This is a genomic window from Peptococcaceae bacterium, assembly GCA_024655825.1.
Lineage (GTDB): Bacteria > Bacillota > Peptococcia > DRI-13 > PHAD01 > JANLFJ01.
The window spans coordinates 98,283-123,073 of the sequence record JANLFJ010000003.1 but is presented as its reverse complement, the minus strand read 5'-3'; the positions used below and the strand labels follow the sequence as shown (position 1 = coordinate 123,073).

29 protein-coding genes are annotated in these 24,791 nt (G+C 51.0%); all 29 read left to right on the top strand.

What is annotated here, in order from left to right; all coding sequences use genetic code 11:
- The 29 genes from hslU to flhF all read left to right on the top strand — a co-directional run bounded on the left by hslU (position 1) and on the right by flhF (position 24,791).
- Entirely contained in the window at positions 1-1,389 is a 1,389-nt protein-coding gene (gene hslU, locus NUV48_02360; GenBank protein MCR4440983.1) for an ATP-dependent protease ATPase subunit HslU, read from the top strand.
- Between the two features lie 24 nt (positions 1,390-1,413).
- Positions 1,414-2,199, top strand: a complete 786-nt coding sequence (gene codY, locus NUV48_02355) for a GTP-sensing pleiotropic transcriptional regulator CodY (GenBank protein ID MCR4440982.1) — start codon at positions 1,414-1,416, stop codon at positions 2,197-2,199.
- Between the two features lie 267 nt (positions 2,200-2,466).
- The gene (flgB, locus tag NUV48_02350; protein MCR4440981.1) at positions 2,467-2,865 is read left to right on the top strand and encodes a flagellar basal body rod protein FlgB; all 399 of its coding nucleotides are present in this window, start codon (positions 2,467-2,469) and stop codon (positions 2,863-2,865) included.
- A 2-nt stretch (positions 2,866-2,867) separates the two neighbouring features.
- Positions 2,868-3,317, top strand: a complete 450-nt coding sequence (gene flgC, locus NUV48_02345) for a flagellar basal body rod protein FlgC (protein ID MCR4440980.1) — start codon at positions 2,868-2,870, stop codon at positions 3,315-3,317.
- 11 nt (positions 3,318-3,328) lie between these two features.
- Positions 3,329-3,622 (top strand): flagellar hook-basal body complex protein FliE, encoded by a 294-nt coding sequence (gene fliE / locus NUV48_02340; protein MCR4440979.1) that lies wholly within the window; start codon positions 3,329-3,331, stop codon positions 3,620-3,622.
- Between the two features lie 21 nt (positions 3,623-3,643).
- Entirely contained in the window at positions 3,644-5,194 is a 1,551-nt protein-coding gene (gene fliF / locus NUV48_02335; GenBank protein MCR4440978.1) for a flagellar M-ring protein FliF, read from the top strand.
- A gap of 12 nt (positions 5,195-5,206) precedes the next feature.
- Positions 5,207-6,217 (top strand): flagellar motor switch protein FliG, encoded by a 1,011-nt coding sequence (fliG, locus tag NUV48_02330; GenBank protein ID MCR4440977.1) that lies wholly within the window; start codon positions 5,207-5,209, stop codon positions 6,215-6,217.
- Positions 6,210-6,986 (top strand): FliH/SctL family protein, encoded by a 777-nt coding sequence (locus NUV48_02325; protein ID MCR4440976.1) that lies wholly within the window; start codon positions 6,210-6,212, stop codon positions 6,984-6,986. The genes fliG and NUV48_02325 overlap by 8 nt, the downstream gene beginning before the upstream one ends.
- Complete coding sequence (fliI, locus tag NUV48_02320; GenBank protein ID MCR4440975.1) at positions 6,970-8,298, top strand: flagellar protein export ATPase FliI; 1,329 nt, start codon at positions 6,970-6,972, stop codon at positions 8,296-8,298. Before NUV48_02325 ends, fliI begins: the two co-directional genes overlap by 17 nt.
- Positions 8,299-8,304: 6 nt before the next feature.
- A complete protein-coding gene (fliJ, locus tag NUV48_02315; protein ID MCR4440974.1) occupies positions 8,305-8,727 on the top strand; it encodes a flagellar export protein FliJ in 423 nt (140 codons plus the stop codon).
- Positions 8,728-8,739: 12 nt separating this feature from the next.
- Complete coding sequence (locus NUV48_02310; GenBank protein ID MCR4440973.1) at positions 8,740-9,300, top strand: hypothetical protein; 561 nt, start codon at positions 8,740-8,742, stop codon at positions 9,298-9,300.
- Positions 9,301-9,350: 50 nt separating this feature from the next.
- Positions 9,351-10,778, top strand: a complete 1,428-nt coding sequence (locus NUV48_02305; GenBank protein MCR4440972.1) for a flagellar hook-length control protein FliK — start codon at positions 9,351-9,353, stop codon at positions 10,776-10,778.
- 19 nt (positions 10,779-10,797) lie between these two features.
- Positions 10,798-11,217: a flagellar biosynthesis protein FlgD gene (locus NUV48_02300; protein ID MCR4440971.1), complete on the top strand. Its 420-nt coding sequence runs from the start codon at positions 10,798-10,800 to the stop codon at positions 11,215-11,217.
- A 9-nt stretch (positions 11,218-11,226) separates the two neighbouring features.
- Positions 11,227-11,610, top strand: coding sequence for a flagellar protein (locus NUV48_02295; protein ID MCR4440970.1), 384 nt, complete (start codon positions 11,227-11,229; stop codon positions 11,608-11,610).
- 100 nt (positions 11,611-11,710) lie between these two features.
- Positions 11,711-13,162: a flagellar hook protein FlgE gene (locus NUV48_02290; protein ID MCR4440969.1), complete on the top strand. Its 1,452-nt coding sequence runs from the start codon at positions 11,711-11,713 to the stop codon at positions 13,160-13,162.
- Positions 13,163-13,225: 63 nt separating this feature from the next.
- Complete coding sequence (locus tag NUV48_02285; protein ID MCR4440968.1) at positions 13,226-13,420, top strand: flagellar FlbD family protein; 195 nt, start codon at positions 13,226-13,228, stop codon at positions 13,418-13,420.
- A 73-nt stretch (positions 13,421-13,493) separates the two neighbouring features.
- The gene (locus NUV48_02280; GenBank protein ID MCR4440967.1) at positions 13,494-14,303 is read left to right on the top strand and encodes a MotA/TolQ/ExbB proton channel family protein; all 810 of its coding nucleotides are present in this window, start codon (positions 13,494-13,496) and stop codon (positions 14,301-14,303) included.
- A complete protein-coding gene (locus NUV48_02275) occupies positions 14,290-15,069 on the top strand; it encodes an OmpA family protein (GenBank protein ID MCR4440966.1) in 780 nt (259 codons plus the stop codon). Before NUV48_02280 ends, NUV48_02275 begins: the two co-directional genes overlap by 14 nt.
- Positions 15,070-15,083: 14 nt before the next feature.
- A complete protein-coding gene (locus tag NUV48_02270; GenBank protein MCR4440965.1) occupies positions 15,084-15,506 on the top strand; it encodes a flagellar basal body-associated FliL family protein in 423 nt (140 codons plus the stop codon).
- 27 nt (positions 15,507-15,533) lie between these two features.
- Entirely contained in the window at positions 15,534-16,529 is a 996-nt protein-coding gene (gene fliM, locus NUV48_02265) for a flagellar motor switch protein FliM (GenBank protein MCR4440964.1), read from the top strand.
- The gene (gene fliY / locus NUV48_02260; GenBank protein ID MCR4440963.1) at positions 16,522-17,673 is read left to right on the top strand and encodes a flagellar motor switch phosphatase FliY; all 1,152 of its coding nucleotides are present in this window, start codon (positions 16,522-16,524) and stop codon (positions 17,671-17,673) included. Before fliM ends, fliY begins: the two co-directional genes overlap by 8 nt.
- A 32-nt stretch (positions 17,674-17,705) precedes the next feature.
- On the top strand, positions 17,706-18,065 hold the full coding sequence (locus NUV48_02255) for a response regulator (GenBank protein MCR4440962.1): 360 nt from the start codon (positions 17,706-17,708) through the stop codon (positions 18,063-18,065).
- Positions 18,066-18,075: 10 nt separating this feature from the next.
- Positions 18,076-18,642: a flagellar biosynthetic protein FliO gene (locus tag NUV48_02250; protein MCR4440961.1), complete on the top strand. Its 567-nt coding sequence runs from the start codon at positions 18,076-18,078 to the stop codon at positions 18,640-18,642.
- Entirely contained in the window at positions 18,635-19,387 is a 753-nt protein-coding gene (gene fliP, locus NUV48_02245) for a flagellar type III secretion system pore protein FliP (protein ID MCR4440960.1), read from the top strand. The genes NUV48_02250 and fliP overlap by 8 nt, the downstream gene beginning before the upstream one ends.
- A 33-nt stretch (positions 19,388-19,420) precedes the next feature.
- On the top strand, positions 19,421-19,690 hold the full coding sequence (gene fliQ, locus NUV48_02240) for a flagellar biosynthesis protein FliQ (GenBank protein ID MCR4440959.1): 270 nt from the start codon (positions 19,421-19,423) through the stop codon (positions 19,688-19,690).
- 19 nt (positions 19,691-19,709) lie between these two features.
- Positions 19,710-20,468, top strand: coding sequence for a flagellar biosynthetic protein FliR (fliR, locus tag NUV48_02235; GenBank protein MCR4440958.1), 759 nt, complete (start codon positions 19,710-19,712; stop codon positions 20,466-20,468).
- Between the two features lie 4 nt (positions 20,469-20,472).
- Positions 20,473-21,549 (top strand): flagellar biosynthesis protein FlhB, encoded by a 1,077-nt coding sequence (gene flhB, locus NUV48_02230; protein MCR4440957.1) that lies wholly within the window; start codon positions 20,473-20,475, stop codon positions 21,547-21,549.
- A gap of 11 nt (positions 21,550-21,560) precedes the next feature.
- Positions 21,561-23,618 carry a flagellar biosynthesis protein FlhA gene (flhA, locus tag NUV48_02225; GenBank protein MCR4440956.1) on the top strand — a complete coding sequence of 686 codons (2,058 nt, stop codon included), beginning with the start codon at positions 21,561-21,563 and terminating at the stop codon, positions 23,616-23,618.
- The gene (gene flhF / locus NUV48_02220) at positions 23,619-24,791 is read left to right on the top strand and encodes a flagellar biosynthesis protein FlhF (protein MCR4440955.1); all 1,173 of its coding nucleotides are present in this window, start codon (positions 23,619-23,621) and stop codon (positions 24,789-24,791) included. It abuts the gene before it with no gap.

The following is a 24,791-nucleotide window of genomic DNA, read 5'->3' as shown; positions in this document are numbered from 1 at the left end:
ATGTCCTTCGATTTGACACCTGTAGAAATTGTGAAGGAACTGGATAAATACATTGTCGGGCAGGAACAGGCCAAAAAAAGCGTGGCTATTGCTCTGAGAAACCGCTACCGCCGGAGCAGGCTGCCCGAAGACCTCAAAGACGAGGTTATGCCCAAGAACATTTTAATGATCGGGCCTACCGGGGTGGGAAAGACCGAAATAGCCAGGAGGCTGGCTAAACTCGTCAACGCCCCGTTTGTCAAGGTTGAAGCGACTAAATTTACTGAAGTTGGTTACGTGGGGCGCGACGTGGATTCAATGGTCCGGGACCTGGTCGAGGTGGCGATCAGGATGGTCAAGCAGGAAAAAATTGCCGAAGTGGAGAAAAAAGCGTCCCAGCAGGCCGACCAGGCACTGGTGGAAATAATAGTGCCGAACTTATATGCGAGCGCCGGGACGAGGAATCCTTTTGACGCGCTTTTTGGCACTAACGCCGTTCCCACGGAAAAGAGAACGGAGGCAGAAGAAAGGATCAGGACTGAAAGGAGCATAGTCCAGGAAAGGCTGTTGAAGGGCGAACTCGATAAGGAATATGTCGAAATAGAAGTCGAGGACACGCCCATGAACCCCATGGATGTGTTTGTGGGCAGCAACCTGGAAGAAATAGGGATGAACTTTCAGGACCTGTTCGGCAATCTTTTTCCCAAAAAACGCAAAAAGAAAAAAGTAACGGTGCAGCAAGCCCGTAAAATACTGACGCAGGTTGAAGCTCAAAAACTGATAGATATGGAAGAGGTGATGAACGAGGCTGTCAGGCGGGCTGAGCAGGACGGGATTATTTTCCTGGATGAGATTGATAAGATCGCCGGTAAGGATTCTTATGGGCCTGATGTTTCCAGGGGAGGCGTGCAGAGAGACATCCTGCCCATTGTGGAAGGTTCGACGGTCATGACCAAGTACGGGCCGGTCAAGACCGACTATATTCTGTTTATTGCTGCGGGCGCTTTTCATGCCAACAAACCTTCGGACCTTATTCCCGAACTGCAGGGACGATTTCCGATCCGGGTTGAACTGGGCAGCCTAAGCAAAGAGGATTTTAAGCTGATTCTGACCCAGCCGCGCAATTCATTGATAAAGCAATACACGGAATTATTAAAAATCGATAATGTTTCGCTTGAATTTACTGAAAATGCTATTGATGAAATTGCGGATATTGCGTATACTGTAAACAGTCGTACTGAAAATATTGGAGCGCGAAGACTGCACACCATTATTGAGAAACTGCTGGAAAACATACTATATGAAGCTCCGGACGGCATAAAGGGAAAACTGGTTGTGGACAGGAATTATGTCAGGGAAAGGCTGCAATCTATCGTAAAAGACGAAGATTTGAGTCGATACATCTTGTAAGAAAAATTTAGGGGGAAAATGCGCATGAAAACTTTACTGGAAAAAACTCGAACCGTTAACAAACTGTTGCAAAAGACCGCCGGGAACCCTGTGGAATTCGTGGAAATGGCCAAGGTATTAAGTGACCTGATCGACTGCAATGTTTACATTGTGGGCAGGCGCGGAAAAATCCTCGGATATGCCTTCATGGATGGTTTTCAGTGTAAAACCATCGAAAACATAGTTACAATTGCCGAAAGATTTCCCGAAACCTACAATGAAGACATCCTTCGCATCACTCAGACCCAGGCCAACATTAAGAAAGAAACCAACGAGTGTATTTTCATGGGCCCGAACGGAGACAACTGCCTGTTTGGCGGCAAGATCACGACAGTTGTTCCGATAATCGGCGGGGGTGAAAGGCAGGGCACCTTGCTTTTGGCAAAATATGAACAGGAGTTTACCCACGAAGATTTGATTCTTGCGGAATACGGCGCGACCGTGATCGGGATGGAGATTTTAAGAGCCAAGGCCGAGCGCATTGAAGACGAAGCGCGCCGCAAGGCGGCCGTTCAGATTGCTATTGGTACGCTTTCATATTCCGAACTGGAAGCAATCGAACATATTTTTGCGGAGCTCAAAGGCAAAGAAGGCCTGCTTGTGGCCAGTAAAATTGCCGACCGGGTAGGAATAACCCGCTCCGTAATTGTAAACGCTTTAAGGAAATTCGAAAGCGCTGGAGTTATCGAATCAAAGTCCCTGGGGATGAAAGGGACATATATCAGGATACTCAACGAGAACTTGCTGGATGAATTAAACAAGTTGAGATAAATCAAGCAGAGCAGTTGACATGAAGCCGGGGATTCCCGGCTTTTTTTATTATGAACGGGAAAGTATATTCCACCAAAAGCCTCCTTAGGGAAGCAGTGTTAAATGCTTTTTTACTGTTTAGGCAAAAGGCCATCGAAAAAAAGAAATTTTGCCAGTGTTTATCAGATAATACCTTTTTATTGAAAGGAATCTGATAAAAAACGGCGAATTTAGATAAAAGGTTTTATTGTGTGGCGCGGGTTGTAAATATGTGTAAAAGGTGAGAGCATGTTCAAGACGAAACTGTTTGACCTCCTGGAAAAGGCCATGGAGGGAAGTGCTTTAAAAAATACGGTGACCAGCAATAATATCAGCAATGTAAATACACCGGGGTACAAAAGAAAGGACGTTGATTTCAAAGCAGAGCTTAAAAAATCGATCGACAGCGAAAACAAAATTGAATTGATCAGAACAAGGTCCAAGCACCTTCCCGGAACAGAATGCGGCGCCGCGTTCGAAGTTGCCGAGATTAAGGAAACCAGCCTGCGCAGGGACGGCAACAATGTTGATATAGACATGGAACTGGCTTCGCTTGCCGAGAACAATATATATTTTAACGGCTTGGCACAGCTGCTTTCTTCGCAGCTCTCGCTGCTTAAGCACACGATCAGTGAAGGGAGGCGTTAAGAATGAATATTTTTAAAGCCATGCGGATAAGCGCTACCGGGTTAAGCGCTGAAAGGCTCAGAATGGATGTCATTTCGGCTAATATAGCCAATGCCAATTCAACGCGTTCCCCCGGCGGCGGTCCATACAAAAGGCAGGTTGCCCTGCTGGCGGCGGTGAAAAGCGGGGCCAACAGCTTTAAAAATCTCCTGAAGAACAGCGAGAAAAAGGTAGAGGACTTGCAAGGGGTCAGGGTTGTGGGGATCGTTGAGGATGGCTCACCGCCGAAAAGAGTATACGACCCCAAGCATCCTGATGCATTACCGGACGGCTATGTGGAATATCCCAATGTGGATGTGATGAAAGAAATGGTGGAATTAATAACGGCCTCAAGGGCATATGAAGCCAATATAACGGTGCTGAACAGCACAAAAAGCATGGCCTTAAAGACCCTGGAGATCGGGCAGGGTTAAGGTGATGAAAAATGGAAATACAAAAAAGCCTTCAGCTTAATCCAAAAGCGGGAACATTTCTCAGACCCGCCGAGGGTCCCAATTCCAAAGGGTTCGGCGAAATCCTCAGGGAGGCCTTAAACAGGGTTAACGAGGAGCTTACCGGTGCTGAAAAAATGAGCCAGGACTTCGCCCTCGGAAAGGATATAGAACTCCACCAGGTTGTGCTGGCCACGGAACGGGCCAGCCTGGCTTTGCAGTTAACAATTCAGATAAGGAATAAAATAATCGAATCATACCAGGAAATAATGAGGATGCAGGTTTAGTTTCTGGGTTGGGGTGACGTCATGGGCTTTTGGTTGCAGTTTATAGAGCAAGCGAAAAAAATCTGGTCGAATTTTACGGTATGGCAGAAAGTGACCCTGGCCGGCATAGTTTTGGCCGCATTTACAGGAGTTGTTGCCTTGCTGTTCTTTTCCCAGCCTGAAATGGAACCTTTGTACACAAATCTCGATCCCAGGGACGCCAGCGCCATTACGGCGAAACTGAAAGAGCTAAAAGTGGATTTCCAGCTTGCTGATGAGGGAAGGACAATCCTGGTGGCAAGCAAGGACAAGTACCAGTTGAGGCTTGACATGGCCGGGCAGATCAACCTGCAGGGAGTCGTCGGGTTTGAGAGTTTCAATGAAACCCGGTTCGGCGAAACCGATACCGACAAAAGGGTTCGATTTCTGGTTGCCCTGCAGGGCGAGCTGACCAGGACTATCGAAGAACTGGACGAGGTGGAAAAGGCTAAGGTTCATATCGCGTTGCCCGCTCCGTCGCTTTTTGTTAAAGACGAAAAGGAACCGACTGCTTCTGTTCTCTTGCGGCTTAAGCCGTATGCCCAGCTTAAACCGGAGCAGATAAAATCGATTATGGCCTTTGTCAGTCACAGCGTGGAAGGGCTGAAAGCCGAGAATGTGACGATCATGGATGTCAACGGCAACCTGCTTTCTGAAGAAATCGCCGAAAGCGGCACTGCCAAGACGCCGAAAATTTCGCTTGATCAATTGGCCCTGAAGCGGCAGTACGAGCAGGAACTGGCCCGTTCCATCCAGACAATGCTGGAAAGAATGCAGGGCGCGGGGAAGGCGGTGGTGAGGGCAAGCGTTTCCATGGACTTTGACCAGGTGGAAACCAGATCCGAAAAGTACAGCGATCCCGTGCTGGTAAGCGAGCAGTTGAAAGAGGAAACATCAAAAGGTACCAGCGGGACAGGCGGCGAAAATCCTGCCGACGCCAACATGAGCGGCCCGAGTTACGGAAGCGCCGGCTCGAGTGGGACAACTGAACACCAGCTTACAGAACGCATACGCAATTATGAAGTGGGAAAAACTGTGGAAACAAAGATAACCGCACCCGGGAAGGTGACCAGGATTTCAGTGTCGGTCCTGATTGACGGCGATATTACGGATCAGGACCAGGAAAAAATAAGCGAAGCTGTGAGCAGCGCGGCCGGTCTGGACAAGAACAGGGGTGACCAGGTGGCCATCGTGGCGATGCCGTTTAATACGGCGGAAGCGGATAAGCTGACAGCCCAGATGGCTGCGGCGGAAAAGGATGCAAAAAGGTGGGAGTATATCAAGCTAGCCCTGATGGCACTGGGAGGGCTGCTCCTGTTGGGCCTTGCTGTTTACGCTATCCGCGGATTCGGAACCCTGGTTAAGCAAACTGGACTTTCCGCTTCTACACAGGCAGCAGCTACCGTTCCAGCGGCTCCGTCTGTCGATCTGAGCATGCCTTTGACCGGGGAAGCCGCTGAAAAGAAAAATTTGCGCAAACAGGTGGAGCAAATTGTTCAATCCAACCCCGAGGACGTGGCAAAGGTTGTAAAAACGTGGCTGGCAGAAGAGTAGGGGTGAGAGGAATTGTCTAAGGTTACGAAACTGACAGGCCGCCAGAAAGCCGCAGTGTTTCTGATAAGCCTTGGGCCGGAAAATTCCGCCAGGGTTATGAAATACATGAGCGACGAGGAAATTGAACAGTTGACCCTGGAAATCGCCCATGTACGCACGATCAAAGGTGAGCAGCTGGATACGGTAATCGAAGAGTTCGGCCAGTTGTACATGGCCTCGCAATACATCGCCCAGGGCGGCATCGAGTATGCCAAACAGGTGTTGGAAAGAGCTCTGGGAAACGAAAAGGCCCTTGATATTATCAACAGGCTTTCCTCGAACCTGCAAATAAAGCCATTTGACTTTGTAAGGAAGACAGATCCCGGGCAAATACTGAACCTTCTCCAAGGCGAACACCCGCAGACCATTGCGCTGATCATGTCCTATCTTGAACCACAGCAGGCGGCGGCAATCCTTTCTGCTCTGCCCGCTGCGCACCAGTCCGACGTGGCCAGAAGGATCGCTATCATGGACAGGACGTCTCCGGAGATTGTCAGAGAAGTGGAGAACGTTCTGGAAAGAAAAATAAGCGCCTTGGGCAGCCAGGATTACACCAGCACAGGCGGGGTCAAGGCGATTGTCAATATTCTCAACAAGGTGGACCGGGCGACGGAAAAGACGATATTGGAAACCTTAGAGGTTCAGGACCCGGAACTGTCGGAAGAGATCAAGAAACTCATGTTTGTCTTCGAGGATATTACCAAGATGGATGACCGGAGCATCCAGCTTGTGTTAAGGGAGGTCGATGGTAAAGACCTGGCCCTGGCCCTGAAAGGATCAAGCGAAGAGGTAGCAACGAAAATCAAGAAAAACATGTCCAAGCGAGCTGGCCAAATGCTGGAAGAAGACATGGCATTTCTCGGTCCGGTGCGGCTTCGCGACGTGGAAGACGCGCAGCAGCGCATCGTCAATATTATCCGGCGCCTCGAAGATTCTGGGGAAATCATTATTTCACGCGGCGGAGGGGACGAATTAATTGTCTAAGATCATCAAGGCCCGTTTTGTCATAACAGAAAACAAGAAATCGAAAACCTGCGCGCAGAGTCCTGCAGTTACTGCCATGCCGGTCGATCATGACCACCATAACGAGGAACTGACCAAAGAGACGGTGGATGTCATTTACAACGAGACCAAAGTGATGCTGGAGGAGCTGGTAGCCAGGGCCCAGCAAAAAGCGGACGACATTTTGCTCAAAGCCAAAGAAGAGGCCCACTCTTTGATCGAAAAAAGCCTGCAGGATTACCAGGTTGTTAAGGATAAGGCATACAAGGAAGGTTATGACCAGGGTTACGAGAAAGGTCTGGAAGAAGCGGAAGCGGAGATAAAAAAACTGGGCAGGGAGACCGCATCTTTAATCGCCAGCCTAAAAAGGCAGAAGGAAGATCTGTACAGGAAGCAAGAGAAGGATGTGGTCGAACTGGTAATCGCTTTAACCGAGAAAATACTAGGGACGGTTATTGAAACGAGGCCCGAGGTGATTTGCCAGGTGATTAAAAACACCCTGGAGCATGTTAGGGATGCCGAGAAAATAACCGTCAAGGTAAATCCCATCCACATACCTTATTTGAGCGGTTTTGAGGAACAGTTCAAAGACGTTTGTCCGGAAAAATTTAAGATTGCGGAAGACCCCAACATTAAACCTGGCGACTGCCAGGTTGTTACGGAAAACGGTTATCTCGATTCGATGCTGGAAGAACAATTAATCCAACTTAAAAAGGCCCTCCTGGAAGTAGTGGATGACAATGGAATTTGAAAGGTTGAAAACCAGGATAAAAGAGACCAAGACCCTGCATTTTAAAGGTTCGGTGAGCGAGGTAATCGGTCTGGTCATCCATGCCAACGGACCAAAAGCGGGGATGGGCGAGCTGGTATACATAGAAAACGAGAAAGGCGTTATTCCGGCGGAGGTTGTTGGTTTCCGGGAAAATAAGACACTTCTTATGCCGCTTGACAGCATGAACGGGATAACACCGGGGAACGTCATTTTTGCCAGCGGGGAGACGATGAAGGTGAAGGTCGGGCCCCAGGTCATTGGCAGGATCCTGGACGGCTTGGGGGAGCCCATTGACGACAAGGGAAAACTGCAGTGGGAGACGGAATACAGCCTGGACCAACTGTCGCCTCACCCGCTCAAGAGAGAAAGGATCAAAGAGCCGCTTCCCCTTGGTATAAGAGCGATTGACGGATTTCTGACCTGCGGAGTAGGACAGCGCCTGGGAATTTTTTCGGGAAGCGGGGTCGGGAAAAGCACGCTGTTAGGGATGATTGCCAGGGAAAGCAGCGCTGATGTTAATGTCATAGCCTTAATTGGAGAAAGGGGTAGGGAAGTCCGGGAGTTTTTAGAAAACGACCTGGGAGAAGAGGGACTGAAAAAGTCTGTGGTTGTGGTTGCCTCGTCTGACCGGCCGGCGCTGGTCAGGATCAAAGGAGCTTTTCTGGCCACGGCGATTGCTGAGTATTTCCGGGATAAAGGGGCCAGGGTTATCCTGATGATGGATTCGGTAACTCGTTTTGCCATGGCCCAGAGGGAAATAGGGCTGGCGATAGGCGAACCGCCGGCCACCAAGGGTTATACTCCCTCGGTGTTTGCCCTTCTCCCGCGCCTGCTGGAGAGAACCGGCACTTCGGAAAAAGGCAGCATCACGGGGCTTTATGCGGTTCTGGTGGACGCCGATGACGTTAACGAGCCGATTTCCGATACGGTAAGAGGAATCCTGGACGGGCACATTGTTCTTTCTCGCCAGCTGGCGGCGCTTGGTCATTACCCGGCGATTGATATCCTGAACAGTGTCAGCCGTGTGATGATAAATATTGTCTCGGCCGAGCACTGGGAGGCGGTCAACAGAATAAAGGAACTGCTGGCCGTGTACCGGGAAGCCAAAGACCTGATTGACGTGGGAGCATACCAACCGGGAAGCAACGGAAAGATTGACCAGGCCATCAAATACATTGAGACCATTGATGATTTCCTGAAGCAGGGTATTAATGAGAAATGCCGGTTTGAAGATTCGCTGGTCGGGCTGCAGGAAATATATCAAAGAATAAGCAGGGAAGAAAAGAGGTAAGACGATATGTTCAGGTTCAGGCTGGCCAGCATTTTGCGGCTTAAAGAATATAAAGAACACCTCTGCCGCGATGAAGTGGGAAAATGCCTTTATAACCTGTATTTGGCCCAGAACCGCGAAAACGAGATAATACAGATGCTCAACAAAGCGGATGAGGAACTGAAATGCCTGCAGGAGGGAGTGGTCAATCTCCAGGAAATTGCCATTGCCTGGAATTACCGGAAGCGGCTAAAAAAAGAACTTACCAGGCAGCAGGCGGTCGTGGCCGAGAAACAGAAGGAACTGGATGAAGCCCGCGGCGCGCTGTTGGAAGCAATGAAAGAAAAAAAAGTCCTGGAAAAGCTGCGGGAAAAAAAGCGCAGGGACTACTTGTATGAAGAAGATAAAAAAGAGCAGTCCTTGCTGGATGAGCTTGCGGGCTGCCGCTAAAGGAAGAGAGAAATGAGCAAAACAAGGATTCCGTTCACCTTGATAATCCTTTGCTTGGTTGCCTCCTTCCTGGGTGGGCTCTGGGCGGCCAGCGCCATGGGTATTATTGACTTGACAGGCATGCTTGGCCAGCTTCCCGTGGTGGGAGGGTATTTCGTTAAGCCTGAGCAGGCCCAGCCGAAAGTGCCGGCCGTGTCTCCAATTGAGGAGGAAAACATTCAACTGCGGGTTGCTAAGGTGGAACTGGAAAAAAAGATACTTGACCTGGAAAAAGAAAAAGCGACGCTTTTAAGTCAGGTCGAAGAAATACAGCAGGAACTGGCTGCCCTGCGCGAGTACAAGGAACAAAAAGAAAGAGCGCGCCTGAAAGCGGAAGAAATGGCCATGTATTACAAAGAGATGAAGCCGGAGGCCGCAGTCAAGGTGATGAACAACCTGGATGACAGCACGGTTGTTGCCATCCTGCCGCTTCTGGAAAAGGAACAGGCGGCCAAAATCCTGTCGCTGATGGAACCGCAGCGGGCGGCGTTTATCACGCAGCTTCTCTTGGAAAACAATCCTCCAGGCATGTGATCATGCTTTGAGGTTGTTTAAATAAACCAAACCGGGGAAAGGAGGTGATAATGATGGCCGTGGAATTACAGGAACTGTCCAGCATTGACCAGGCAAGGACCGACACAATGCGCCGGGAACAGCCGGGCATCCTGGGCCAGGGAGAATTTTCCGGTGTTCTTGCTGCCTTGATGATGGTTTTGCAGTCCAACCTCCAGGAGGTATTACCTGGAGCGGAGAAGAAAGCGGCAAGTGCGCCGGTCCTCCAGGGAACCAGTACTCTCGCGGTACAGGAAGAAGCCGCGCCGGTGGAAAGGACGGGTATTTTGCCCGGAGGACAGAAGGAGGAAGAGAATCTTTTGCCGGTGCAGGGTCTGGTGCTTGAGGCCCAAAACGCAGCACGCCCGCTGAATGACCGGCCTGTGTTCAACAAATCAATTGACGGCCCTGCCAGGGAAAACGGGACAAGGGACTGCGAGGAGGCGGTGCTGCTAACTCAAACACCTGTGATGGCCGGTGATCCCCGGACCAGCCAGGTAGCCGGCGGGAACAAAGGACTGTCCGGGAAAGCGTCCCCCTTGCCCCAGGAAAAAGTCGTATCGCCGCAGGCCAGTGTGGGTGAGGAGGTCGTTGCGGTTCCTCTTAAAGCGGAGGCTTGCCCGGAAGGCGCGGAAATCAGCGCAATGACTGACGCGCCAAAGATCGACCGGGAAGCTAGCCAGATTGACTTGCCTGGAGCGCGTTTGCCGGGTGCGGAGCAAGAGGTTCCGGCTGCTTCCCGTCTTGAGCCGAATAACCTGAACCAGGCTCAAGATATGCTTGAACCGGAAACAATTATTAATACGCCGCCGCCGGGCGAAAAGACCGCAGGGCGATCGAACGTGCAAGGGAACACCGCCTTGGAGACGGGTTTCCGGGAAACAGTCCAGCCTGAAGAGAGCAAGGAAAAGGTCACCGGCCAGCAGACTGGCAAAGCGGAATTCTTCCAACCCCAGGCCCAGCAAACGGCGGGAAACAGGCCTGCCGTAAAAGAAGCGCCGCCGGTAAGGATGCCGGCCAGCGAGCTGCCGGAAGAGTTCCCGCGCATTGTCCGCGCCAGGCTGGAGCATGGCGCCGGCCGGGAAGGAAGCCGGGAATTCATCATTCAGCTGGAGCCCAAGGAACTTGGCCGCCTGCTGGTAAGGCTGACCTCGCACGACGGGGTTGTCTCGGTAAAAATCGCCGTGGAACACGCGGAGACAAAAACCCTGCTGGAAAACGGCATGCAGAGTTTAAGGCAGAGTTTTTCCGAGCAGGGCATCAGGTACGGGCGATTGGATGTGGAGCTGGGAGGCCAGTTCATGAATCCGCAGCAGCACCAGCAGCAACAAGGCTGGTTCAGGGAAAAGACTGATTACCAGGGCAGCTGGCAGGGACAGCAGGCTTATCAGGACATGGAAACAGTGGTTTTCCAAGCTCCGGGCACCGTGCCGCGCGCAGGCATCGACTATCTAGTCTAAAAAGAGGAGGTTGGTTTTCATGCAGGTTTCGGGAACAAATGAAAGCGGCGTCACCGCTTATACGCAGCAGAGCGCCCTTAAAAAGGCCCTGGACAAGGATGACTTTCTCAAGCTGCTGCTGACTGAACTGCGGTACCAGGACGCCATGAACCCCATGCAGGACAGGGAATTCATCGCCCAGATGGCCCAGTTTTCCAGCCTTGAGCAGATGTATAACCTGAACGGCCTGCTGGAGGAACAAGCGTCATTAATCACCATGAACATTGGGGTCAACCTGATGAATCTTGGCGTCGGACTGCTGGGCAAAGAGGTAACGTACCAGAAAGACGGCGAGGAAATGACGGGGACGGTCGCGGCGCTAAAAAAAGGTAACGGCAGCTACGTGGCGGTTATTGACGACAACGAGGTCCCATTATCTGAAATCAGTATGATAAAGTAGGTGGCTCCAATGGTGGAAAAGCCGTTTATCATCCCGCAGCCCATCCAGCCGACAGGCAAGACAGCCGTCCAAAAACAGCCAGCTGCCGCAAAACAGGATTCGTTCAGCCAGGTCCTGCAGCGGCAGATGCAGCAGGCCGGGGAATTAAGGTTTTCCCGACATGCCCTGGAAAGGCTGAATGCCCGGGACATTGAGCTCAAGGATGAACACCTCTACCGCTTGAACGAAGCGGTGAAAAAGGCAAAAGCCAAGGGCTGCAGGGACTCGCTCATCCTGGTTGACGACCTGGCATTTCTGGTCAGCGTCAAGAACAGCACGGTGATCACCGCCGTCGACGGCGACAGCAGGAAGGAGAACGTGTTCACCAATATCGACAGCGCGGTGATCAACTGAAAGAAAAGTAAAAGGGCTGGACCTCTTTTGAGGAAGCCCTGGCCGGGGAATGACAGAACCTGGCCGCAGGAAACCCTAATAAAAAAGGAGGTCATTTATTATGATGCGTTCGCTTTTTGCCGGCGTGTCCGGTCTCAAAAACCACCAGACGCGCATGGATGTGATCAGCAACAACATCGCCAACGTCAACACGGTCGGTTTCAAAAAGAGCAGGGTAACCTTCCAGGACATGCTCAACCAGACCCTGCGCGGCGCTTCCTCGCCCCAGGCCGGGCGGGGCGGCACCAACCCCATGCAGGTCGGCCTGGGCATGACCCTGGCGTCCATCGACGTGATCCATACCGCAGGCAGCCCGCAGTCCACCGGGAAGAACACCGACCTTTCCATTGAGGGCGAGGGATTTTTCATCATGGGTGACGGGAGCAACATCTATTACAGCAGGGCCGGAAACTTCGACTTCGACTTCAACAAGACCCTGATCAACACCAGCAACGGCATGGTGGTGAAAGGGATACTGGCCGACAGCAACGGGGTGATCGATCCCAACGCCAGCCTTTCGGACCTGAACCTTTCCTCGCACATGACTTCTCCTCCCAAGGCCACTTCCACGGTCCAGTATTCCAAGAACCTGGACTCCACGGCCACCGTCCTTACGGGGGAACTGGAAGACGTCGCCCACACGAACGGAAGCGATACGGAGGTGGTGTTGAACGCCGAAAAGCTGCCGGTGACCAAGGTGACGATCGCCGGCCTCACCGAGGGGACAGATTTTACGGTCGATTATCTAAACGGGAAAGTAACGATTGATTCATCGGTGGCTACTGGGGACTACGACATTACCTACTGGATGCCGAACTACCAGGCGCCCATCACCGTGTATGATTCCAAAGGGGATGCCCACCAGCTCGTCGCCTATTTCACCAAGGTGAACAACAACACCTGGGAGGTGGATACTTCGCTGACCACTGTCGACGCTTCCGGCAACACGGTGGTTAATTTCCTGGAAGACGGGAAAGGGACGCTGGTCTTCAGCCCCAGCACCGGCAAGCTCAACACGGGCGCCTCCAGCGTCAGCAACGCCACCCTCACGGTCGCGGGCGCCGACCCGTTCGACATATTGCTCAATTTTGCCAATGTTACCGAATATGCCGGGGACTTCACGATCATCGGCTTCAGCCAGGACGGTTACTCGTCTGGAGACCTGAAGTCGGTGGCCGTGGATACAACGGGGACGATTACGGGCAGCTTTTCCAACGGCCAGAACAGGAAACTGGCCCAGATCGCGATAGCCACGTTTGCCAATCCAGCCGGCCTGATGAAGGTCGGGAACAACCTGTTCTTACCGTCCAACAACTCGGGCGAACCGGACCAGGGGCTGCCGGGCGTCTCCGGCCGCGGGATAATCAAGCCGGAAACGCTGGAAATGTCCAATGTCGACCTTTCCCAGGAATTCGTGGACATGATCATCACGCAGCGCGGGTTCCAGGCCAACTCCCGCGTGATCTCGGCCTCCGACCAGATACTTGAAGAACTGGTGAACCTCCGCAGGTAACAGCGAAGTTGCCCCCCGTCCCTGGAAAGCGGGACGGGGGGCAAAAGAAAAGAGGGATATGTATTGATTATTCTAAACAAACTGAATGGTTCCGTCATAGTGGTGAACGCCGAGTTGATCGAAACGATTGAGCCGACTCCCGATACGATTATCACCTTGTCCAACGGCAAGAAGATGGTGGTCTCCAACCCTGTGGACGAGGTGATAGACAAGGTTGTGCAATATAAAAGAAGCGTCCTGCGGGGTTCAAGGAAGTGAAATAATACCCGGCAGGCGAGAAAGGAAATTATAGGGCGCAGCAAGAATTAACTAAAAAGGATGATATGCTGGTATGGATCTGGCGACAATACTGGGCGTTTTTCTCGGCATTTCACTTATACTGGCGGCAATACTGACGCAAGGGAGCCTCCTGACTTTCTGGAGTTTCACTTCCCTGCTTATTGTACTGGGGGGTATTATTGCCGCGACGCTGATCAATTATCCTTTGAGCCATATCATCAGCGTCATGAAGGTGGTTAAAGTTGTCTTCAAAGGCAACTCGCACCGGACGGACGAAGTGATCAAGATACTGGTCAGGTATGCTGAAATTGCTCGGAGAGAAGGCCTTCTGTCCCTGGAAGAAGAGGTTGAAGAAAGCGACGACGAGTTTTTGAAAAGGGGGATGCGGCTTGTTGTGGACGGCGCAGACCCTGAACTGATCAAGAACATCCTGCGGACGGAAATCTTGATGCTGGAGGAACGGCACAAGGTGGGGGCCGGCATTTTTGAAGCCATGGGCGCGAGCGCGCCTGCTTTCGGAATGCTCGGTACCCTGATGGGATTGATTCTCATGCTCAAGAAAATTAACAACCCCGCCGCGCTTGGGCCTGGAATGGCCCTGGCCCTTATTACGACCTTTTACGGTTCGCTGCTGGCCAACCTGATCTTTTTGCCCATCGCCGGGAAGCTCAAGCTTCGCAGCAGTGAAGAAATAATTGCCAAGGAAATCATCATCGAAGGGATACTTTCTATCCAGGCCGGCGAGAACCCGCGCGTGGTGGCTGAAAAGATGAAGGCCTACTTAAATCCTGGCGAAAAGGAGGCTGTCGCTGCTATGCTGGATGCGGAAAGGAAGAAGGTATACGGCAGTGTTGAGGCATAGAAGAAGCGTTGAGCAAAAAAACCTGATGCCCTGGCTCCTGACATACAGCGATATGGTAACGCTGTGCCTCACCTTCTTTATCCTGCTGTATTCCTTTTCCACACTGGATGCCATAAAATGGAAATCTGTAGTAAGTTCACTGCAGGGTGCCCTGGGACCGCTGGATGGCGGGAAGAGCATTCTGGAGCAGGCTGCGGATCAAATACCCGGAAATGACGGCAGTGCCGCGCGAAACCTGGAAGCCCAGTTGGACCCGGGCCGCGTCCAGGATCTTTTAAGATACCAGCAGGAAATGATTATGTTGGAACAGGTAAAGGATAAGCTGAATCAATACCTGGGAGAAAAAGGGCTGTCCGCCAGCGTAACGGTGGCCACGGAGGAAAGAGGACTGGTGCTTCGCTTTCAGGAATCCGTGCTTTTTAAAAAAAGCAGGGCCGACCTGCTGGAAGGTTCTAAAGAAGTCTTGCAGGAAGTAACCAGTATCTTGAAAGAAATCGACAACCCCATCCGGATCGAAGGCCATACGGATGACCTGCCCATCAACACGCCCAGGTTTCCGTCCAACTGGGAACTGTCCACCGCGCGAGCCACAAACGTGCTGAGGTTTCTTATTCAAGAGGGACTGCCGGGGCAGAGGCTTTCCGCGGTGGGATACGGCGAGTTTCACCCGCTTGTTCCCAATACGAGTGAAACAAACAGGGAAAAAAACCGGCGGGTGGATATCGTGATCATCCGGGAAAGCCTGCGCCTCAATGAGCCAAAGTAAAAGGAGAGACAGTAATGAATCGGATTATTAAAGTACTTGGTTTAACTGTCCTGGTCGTACTTATCGCCTTGCTGGGCGTATCCGGCGTCTTGCTTTACAGTGTGAAGGCGAAATCGGCCGATACGCCCAGGATAGAGGTAGGACCAATCTATGAAACGGAAGAATTTACTGTGAACCTGTCGGAATCCATTAATCACTACATCAAGGCAAAATTCGCTATAGAGCTGAGCGATAAAAAGGCGAAAGAAGAACTGGAAGAAAAACTCCCGCTTTTGCAGGATACGGTTATCATGATTTTGTCGGGACAAACGCTGGATAAACTGGGCACGGTCGAGGGAAAAGAGGAACTAAAGAAGCTTTTGCTCGAGTCGATCAATGGATTCCTGTATAAAGGGAAGGTTAACAAGATATATTTCAAGAATATTGTATTCAGCTGAGCCAGGGGGCCGGGAGGTAAGCGGCAGATGAGCGAGATACTTTCCCAATCGGAAATTGACGCGTTGTTGTCCGCCTTGCAGTCAGGCGAGGTTGATGTTGAAGCCATCAGGGACGAAGAGACCAGCAAAAAGATTCGCGTTTACGATTTTCGCCGTCCCAGCAAGTTTTCCAAAGACCAGTTGTATACCCTGGAAGTGTTGTATGATAATTTCGGACGGCTGTTGACAACCATGCTGTCGGGAAGCCTGCGCACGCGCGTCATGGCGAAAGTGGCCTCTGTTGATCAGATTACGTACGAGGAGTTCATCAGGTCTATCCCCAACCCTACGATTCTTAACATTTTCAGCATGCTGCCGCTGGAAGGTAAAGGTATTCTGGAGATCAACCCCGTGATCGGCTTCAGCATCATCGACAGGCTTTTCGGGGGCCCGGGCTTGAGCTCTATCAAGGGCAGACCGCTTACGGAAATAGAAAAAAGCGTGATGGAAAGAGTGGCTGAAAGAATCCTCAACCTGTTCACAGACGCCTGGAGCAGCCTGCTGCAAGTTAATGCTTACCTGGAAAGCATCGAGATTAACCCTCAGTTTACCCAGGTTTTGTCGCCCCTGGAGATGGTCGTGATTATTACCATAAACATGCAAATTGGGGAAACTGAAGGGCTGGTAAACATCTGCCTGCCCTGCCTGATGCTTGAACCGCTCTCCGATAAACTGAACACCAAGTTCTGGTTCAGCGGGAGCGTGCGTTCCGTAAATCAGGACAATTCCAGGCATATCAAAAGGATCATAGAAAAAACCGATGTGCCTGTTTCCGTTATACTTGGGACGAACACCATTTCCCTCAGCGAGCTTCTGGAACTTCAGGTGGGAGACGTGATCAACCTTGAACAACCTGTAAACAGGGATGTCGAGGTCTATATCAAATCTAGCCTAAAATTTTTGGGACAACCGGGACTCATCGGGAACAGGCTTGCCGTGAAAATAACCCAGCTTTATCAGGAAGGGAGCGAGGAAATTGAGTAGTGGTAGTATCCTCTCGCAGGACGAAATCAACGCGCTTTTAAACGACACTTTCGCCAAAAACGCCGGCACCGGAGAAACACCCGAAGAAAGCAATATTCTGGACCCTATGGAAGTAGACACCCTGGGGGAGATTGCCAATATTTCCATGGGGGCAGCCGCGACAACCCTGTCCTCGCTGCTGGGGAAAAAGATTGAGATTACCACGCCTTCCGTGTCTCTTACCACGACAGGGATCATTAAGAAAGAATATGATAAAGCCTATGTGATGGTGGATGTTAACTATAACCGGGGATTGCAGGGTTCCAACATTCTCGTTATTCACTCCTATGATGCCGGCGTGATGGTGGACCTGATGATGGGCGGCGATGGTAGCCAGCCTCCCCTTGAGCTGAACGAGCTCCACCTCAGCGCCGTAAGCGAGGCGATGAACCAGATGATGGGGACCTCCTGCACTTCGCTGTCCCAGATACTGAACAAGCGCATTGATATATCACCGCCAACGCTGGATTTGTATGAAATGAAAAATTATCACTTCGCTTTCGATGATACGGAAACTATTGTGAAAATATCCTTCAAGGTGGTGATACAAGGACTGATCGACAGCGAGATGATGCAGCTGATGCCTGTGTCATTTGCCAAAGAACTTTACAAAGAACTAATGGCCAAAAACGATTTTTCTGACAAGGCAGTTAATAAAGGGATCGAAAATGAATTTACGGGTAAAACCGCAAAACCTGCGGAAAGACGGGCGGAACCGATGCCCTATCAACAGTCTCAGTTCATGGAAGTGAGAGAATTCCAAACAGAGAAGTTGCAAAGCCCTGTCACAGTGAGCCCCCCGGCATTCCAGCAGTTCTCGCCGGAGCCGGCACAGGTAAGTGGGCAGCCCAACCTCAACCTGATCCTTGATGTCGGGCTTCAGCTTTCAGTAGAGTTGGGCAGAACACAAAGGAAGATAAAAGATATTCTGGAACTGACCACAGGGTCCATCATCGAACTGGACAAGCTGGCTGGCGAACCGGCCGATATCTTGGTAAACGGGAAACTTTTAGCCAAGGGAGAAGTGGTAGTGATCGACGAAAACTTTGGAGTGAGAGTGACGGAAATCATTTCACCGGCGGAGAGGGTAAAGAATTTAAGATAAAGCTTTGTTGATGAAAAAAGGAGGATATGAGAATGCCGAGAGTGCTGATAGTGGACGACGCTGCGTTTATGAGAATGATGTTGAAAGATATCTTGACGAAAAATGGCTACGAAGTTGTGGGTGAAGCGGAAAACGGACAGGTGGCCGTAGATAAGTATAAGGAATTGAAACCCGACCTGGTAACCATGGATATTACCATGCCCGAGCTGGATGGGATTTCAGCGGTTAGGAGAATAAAGGGAATTGACCAGAACGCCAGGATAGTTATGTGCAGCGCGATGGGACAGCAGGCCATGGTTATTGACGCCATCCAGGCCGGGGCACGGGATTTTATAGTTAAACCGTTCCAGCCGGAAAGGGTGTTGGAAGCAGTACAAAAAGCTCTCTTTTAGGGTGAGGAAGATGGCAGGCTTTATTTATGCTCTTGCGGCAGCGGCTCAAACAGAAGCCGCTGAACTTCAACCCCAGCTACAACCCAGCATGGCCGGCCTTTTCTTTCGCCTGGTTATTAGCCTGCTCATGATACTGCTTTTAACTCTGGCGGTTTTTCGAATCATCAGGAAACATCAAAAGCTGCAGTTGAAACTGCAGCGGGAGAAAACGGGCTGGATTCGCATATACGACTTCCAAGCACTGGCACCGAATAAGGGATTATACCTGGTGGAAGTGTTCTCGCGCGTTTATGTTTTGGCGGCTGGAGAAAGCGGTCTGAGCGTCCTTCTCGAGATTGACCAGGATGATGAAGAATGGCAGGCCGTAAAAGCCGCCCTGGAAGCATCCGAACAGCTTATACCACCAGGCATAACCGCGGTTTTCAAAGATAGAATATTCGGCAGGTCTGAAAAAAGGCCTCGGGAAACGTTTGAAAAGGAACTCAGCCAAAAGCTCAGCGATGAGGTTAATAAACGGCTGGAGAAAACCCATCGTTTATTCCACCGGGCTAAGGAAGGGGAAAACGGCAGTGAATAAAAGGATATTAATAGTCCTCTTCCTTCTCGCGGCGCTTTTTTGGGGGGGTGTTGTTTATGCGGCGCCGTTAGCTCTTCCCAAGATAGGATTGGAAGTGAGCGCTTCCGACCAGCCGGGCGATATAGCTCTAAGCCTCCAATTGCTGGCCCTGCTCACGGTTTTAAGCCTTGCCCCGGCGATTCTGATCCTGATGACCTCGTTTACGCGGATCATTGTGGTGCTTTCCTTTTTAAGAAACGCGCTGGCGACCCAGCAGATGCCCCCCAACCAGGTGCTTATAGGACTGGCCCTGTTCCTGACCTTTTTTACGATGGCCCCCGTCTGGTCGGAAATGAACCAGGAAGCAATTCAACCGTACCTGAAAGGGGAAATGTCCCAGGAAGAGGCTTTTGACAGGGCAATGGAGCCCTTGCGGACTTTTATGTTCAATCAGACCCGGGAAAACGACCTGGCGCTTTTCGTCAACTTGTCCAAACTGCCCAAACCAAACAGCAAGGAAGACATTCCGACTTCAACTTTGATCCCGGCTTTTGCCGTCAGCGAGCTGAAAACAGCTTTCCAGATAGGTTTCATTATCTATATTCCGTTTATTGTCATTGACATGGTCGTGGCAAGTACCCTCATGTCCATGGGAATGTTAATGCTCCCTCCGATGATGATCTCTTTGCCGTTTAAACTTCTTCTTTTCATCCTGGTGGATGGATGGCACCTGGTTGTGCAGACGCTGGTGAGCAGTTTTCGCTGAACTTGAATTTCACCAAGAAGGGTGTTGCTTATCATGTCACAGGATTATATTATTTACCTGGCCAGAGAAGCCGTGTACACGATTTTGCTTCTTTCCGCGCCGCTTTTGGGGACGAGCCTGCTGGTGGGCCTTCTGGTCAGTATCTTTCAAGCCACCACCCAGATCCAGGAACAGACCCTCACTTTTGTGCCCAAGATTGTGCTGGTCCTGGTCATGCTCGTTATTTTCGGACCGTGGATGCTTAATCTTCTTATCGGTTTCACCAAAGGACTTTTTCAGACCATTCCGGGTTTGATGAGATAAAATGGAGACCTTTTTCGCCTTGTTACAGGAAAGCGACAAGTTCTTCATATTGCTGGCGCGCCTTGGAGGGATCGCTTTCGCTCCTGTATACAGCACTAAGAATCTTCCCGTTACCTGGAAGGCAGCCTTTATCCTATTTATGGCGCTTACTGCATGGCAGCTTGGCGCCGGCGAAAACTTCGATGTCCCCGGCAGTACGGCGGCCTACCTGCTTGTCGTTGCCAGTGAAGTTGTCACCGGCCTGGCTTTATCGCTGGTAGCCCAGCTTTTCTTTGCCGCAGTTCAGCTGGCGGGAGAGGTTATTGACGTCCAGATGGGATTCGGGATTATGAACGTGATCGATCCGCTGAGCGGGACACAGGCTCCGATCCTGGGAAACCTCAAATTCATCCTGGCCTTGCTCGTCTTCTTACAGGTAAACGGCCATCATCTTTTTATCCAGGCGCTGTTTGACAGCTACAGTCTCGTACCTGTGGGCCGCCTGTCAATTCAAAAGGATTTCGCCGCACTTTTGACCACATATTTCGGCGGCGTTTTTGCAACCGGCTTCAAGCTCGCCTTACCGGTTGCGGCAGCACTGTTTTTTACGGACTTAATCATGGGGATAATGTCGCGGACCATACCGCAGATGAATATCTTTTTGGTGGGGATGCCCGCCAAGATACTTCTGGGTTTTGGCGTTTTACTTGCGGCAATACCGTTTTATATATACCTGATGAATACGTTGATCGCCGAAATGGTGAAGCAGTTATACCATATACTTGATGTGATGGTATGAAACAATGAGTTCCTTGAGATTAAATCTGCAGCTTTTTGCCGGAGAAAAAACGGAGAGGGCCACTCCGCGCAGGAGAGAAGAAGCCCGCAAGAAAGGCCAGGTAGCCAGGAGCAACGAGATTGTTACCGTTACTGTGCTTGCGCTCACGCTGCTTTTGCTCCAGGTATGGTTTCCCGCGATGGCCCGTGATTTTCAGAAGTTCTTTTATCATATATTTTCATACAGCAGCGCGGATTTGACAGTGGAACGCGCGGAGGCTATGGTTCTTGAGACGGTTCTCGTTATGGCCAAAATGGCCGGGCCGGTCCTTTTGGTGGCGCTTGCAGCCGGGTTGGTGTCGAATGTGGTACAGGTCGGCTTTCTCTTGACAGCGGAACCGCTTAAGTTTGATTTAAACAGGCTTAACCCGGCCAGAGGATTCCAACGCATTTTTTCCAAGCGGGCGGTAATTGAACTCGTCAAGTCGGTTTTGAAGACGCTGCTGGTGGGATACGTGGCTTTAAGTTTTCTGAGAAAACAGCTGCCTGGTCTGTCGGTGTTGATGGGATTCCCCGTTGAGTCGTCTCTGGCCTACCTGGGAGATATCACTTTCGCGGTTAGCTGGCGGATCCTGCTGGTGCTTTTTATACTGGCCCTAGGTGACTATGCGTACCAGGTCTATGAGTACGAGCAGTCCTTAAAAATGAGCAAACAGGAAGTGAAAGAGGAGTATAAAACAATTGAAGGGGACCCCCAGCTCAGGGCCAGAATAAGAGAAAGGCAGAGACAGCTGGCTGCCAGGCGAATGATGCAGGAGGTGCCCAGGGCAACGGTGGTTATTACCAACCCTGCACATGTGGCGGTTGCGTTGAAATATGAGGAGGAGATGAATGCTCCCGTGGTGGTGGCGAAAGGCCAGGACCACCTTGCCGCCAGGATAAAAGAAATCGCTTCGGCTCATGGGGTGACAGTCGTTGAGAACAAAACACTGGCCTGGATATTGTATAAAAGAGTTGAAATCAACATGGCCATCCCGGCAGACCTCTATCAGGCTGTAGCCGAAGTGATCGCCCATGTTTACAGGCTGAAGAAACGTTATTAGGAGGATAGTCCGTGTCAACCTCTCCACTTATTCGCAGGATTGTCAGTTACATAGATGTCATTATCACCTTGGGTATTCTATCCATCGTTTTATTGATGATCATACCCCTGCATCCCACACTGCTTGATGTTTTGATTGTTTTTAACATCACATGTGCTGTGGTGATCCTGCTTGTTTCCATGTATAACAAGGAAGCGCTGGATTTCTCAATCTTTCCCTCGCTGCTTCTGGTTATGACCCTGTACCGCCTGGCTTTGAATATATCCTCAACCCGCTTGATACTGCTGCAGGCCAACGCCGGGCAGGTGATCCGCCAGTTCGGGCAGTTTGTGGTGGGAGGCAACCCCTTTGTTGGATTTGTCATTTTTTTAATCCTGGTGGTTATCCAGTTTATTGTCATTACCAGGGGCGCCGAAAGAGTGGCCGAAGTGGCGGCCCGTTTCACCCTGGACGCCATGCCTGGCAAGCAGATGAGTATTGATGCTGACCTTAATGCAGGCCTGATAACTGAAGAAGAGGCCCGCCAGAGGAGAAACAAGATCCAGCGGGAAGCTGATTTTTACGGGGCCATGGACGGCGCCAGCAAGTTTGTAAAAGGAGACGCCATTGCCGGTGTAATTATCACTGTTATTAATATACTGGGAGGCATGGCTGTTGGCATGCTGCAAAGAAAAATGGGCGGGATCGGGGAAGTCGCTCAAACGTACACGCTGCTTACCGTTGGGGACGGTCTTGTCACCCAGATTCCGGCGCTGCTTCTTTCCACGGCCACCGGTATAATCGTAACCAGGGCCGCCTCCGACTACAGCCTGGGTAAAGATTTGACCAGACAGGTTTTTTCGGAACCCAAACTGCTGGCTATAACAGCCGGAGTGCTGGTCTTTCTTGGTCTTGTGCCTGGCCTGCCCAAACTGCCGTTCCTGTTCCTGGGAGTAAGTCTGGCTTTCCTGGCTTACACACAAAATAGGAGCAGGCAGGTGACAAGACAGGCTGAATCGCGGCAAGCGGTCCAGAAAGAACAGGAAGAAGACAAAAAACTTGATACTGTCTATGCCCTGCTGCACGTCGATCCCGTCGAGCTGGAACTGGGGTACGGGTTGATTCCCCTGGTCGACGAAAAACAAGGGGGAGACCTGCTGGACAGGGTGGTCATGATTCGCAGGCAGTGCGCGCTGGAACTGGGGATTGTGATCCCTCCCGTTAGGATACGCGACAATATCCAGCTTTCGCCGAATGCTTACGTATTAAAGTTGAAAGGCGTACCCCAGGCCAGGGGAGAGGTGATGATGGGCCATTACCTGGCGATGGGTGGGGAAAAGGATATACCCGGTATAGCAGCGAAAGACCCCGCTTTTGGGCTGCCAGCCCTCTGGATCAGTGAGACGCTGCGAGAAGAAGCTGAAATGGCGGGGTACACGGTTGTTGATCCTCCGGCGGTGCTGGCCACGCATATTACGGAATTCTTAAAGAACAATGCTGCCGAGATCATCAGCCGGCAGGATGTCAAAACCCTGCTGGACAATTTGAAGAAGGAGTACCCCGCCGTGGTGGAAGAAGTCGTGCCTGGCATTCTTTCCCTGGCGGAGGTGCATAAGGTGCTGTCCAACCTGCTGAAAGAGCGGATACCGATCAGGGACCTGGTCACGATTATGGAAGCGCTTGGGGACTGGGGCGCAATATCCAGGGACCCTGACGTGCTGACGGAACATGTGCGCCAGAAACTGGCCCGGCAGATCGGGCAGTTGTATGCCGACGAAGAGGGTAAGATTTATTGCATTACCCTGGATCCAAAGGTTGAAGAAATAATAAAGAACGGCATCCAGGCGGGGGAATACGGTAGTTATTTAGCCATAGAACCGGGGACTGCCCAGGAAATTATCAGGCGAATAGCCGGTTTTTTGGAAAAGAGCGGCATGCTGGGGAAACAGGTGGTCGTGCTGGTTTCACCGGCGGTTCGTTCTCCCCTGCGCCGTCTGCTGGAAAAGGTTTTGCCGGCGGTTCCTGTGCTTTCATACAGCGAAATTCCTGCGAACCTGGATATTGAGTCGGTGGGGATGGTGAAGGTATAGATGCGGGTCAAGAGATTTGTAGCCAGTGACATCCAGGAGGCCATGGCCAAAATCAAAAGTGAAATGGGAACAGATGCCGTAATACTCCACACCAGGTATTTCAAAGAAGGAGGAATACTGGGCCTGTTTAAGAAGAACTATGTTGAAGTTACCGCTGCCGCCGATAGCGGTTCTGATACAAGGCCCGGCAAGACGAACGCTGCGCCGGGGACACAGGGGGGCAGGTCCATCTTGCCGCCTGCCAGAAGACCTGCGGAAAACTTGGCCCGGGAAGCCGAACCTGAAGCTATTCAGGCAGGATATGAACTTGATGAAATGAAAAAAGTAATGTCAGAGATGAGCAGGCTGATAGAGAACACGGGTCATATATCCCGTTTTCCAAAACTTGGGCAGAATCTTTTTGCCCGCCTGAAGAAACAGGGTGTCGATGAAAAAATCGCCGTAAAAACGGTAAAGGCCACCATGCAGGAACTGGCGCTGCATGCGAATATCCCTGACGAACAGGTCAACAGCATTTTTTTCAACAACCTTCTCAAGCCGATAAAGAACAAGAGCAAACCGGTTGTTTTCGACAGAAGCAGGTACAGGATCCCCAAGGTTTATGCCATGGTCGGTCCCACGGGTGTCGGGAAAACCACTACCATAGCCAAACTGGCCGCCATGTACGCGATTGTGGAGATGAAGAAGATTTCGTTTGTCACTGTTGATACTTACCGCATCGCAGCCCCCGAGCAGTTGAAGACCATTGGCGAAATAATGAATGTTCCGGTTAGCGTGGTTTATTCACTTAACCAGTTGAAAGAGTGCTTGATGGAAATCTCAGACAGTGACATAATTTTTATAGATACGGCGGGAAGAAGCCATAAAAACGCCCTGCATATTGAAGAACTACATAATTACCTGGAGATAGCCAACCCGGATGAAGTGTTTTTAGCTCTTTCCGCTACCAGCAAATACCAGGATTTGCTGCAAATCCTTGATGTTTACCAGGATCTAGGGATAACGCGGCTGATTTTCACCAAACTTGACGAGACTTCATTCTTTGGTCCTCTATACAACATTGCCTGCAAGACAAAATACCCCCTTTCCTATTTCACTATTGGGCAAAACATCCCTGATGACATAGAGATCGCCGATCCCATAAAACTTGTACAGATGCTTATTAAGGAGTAG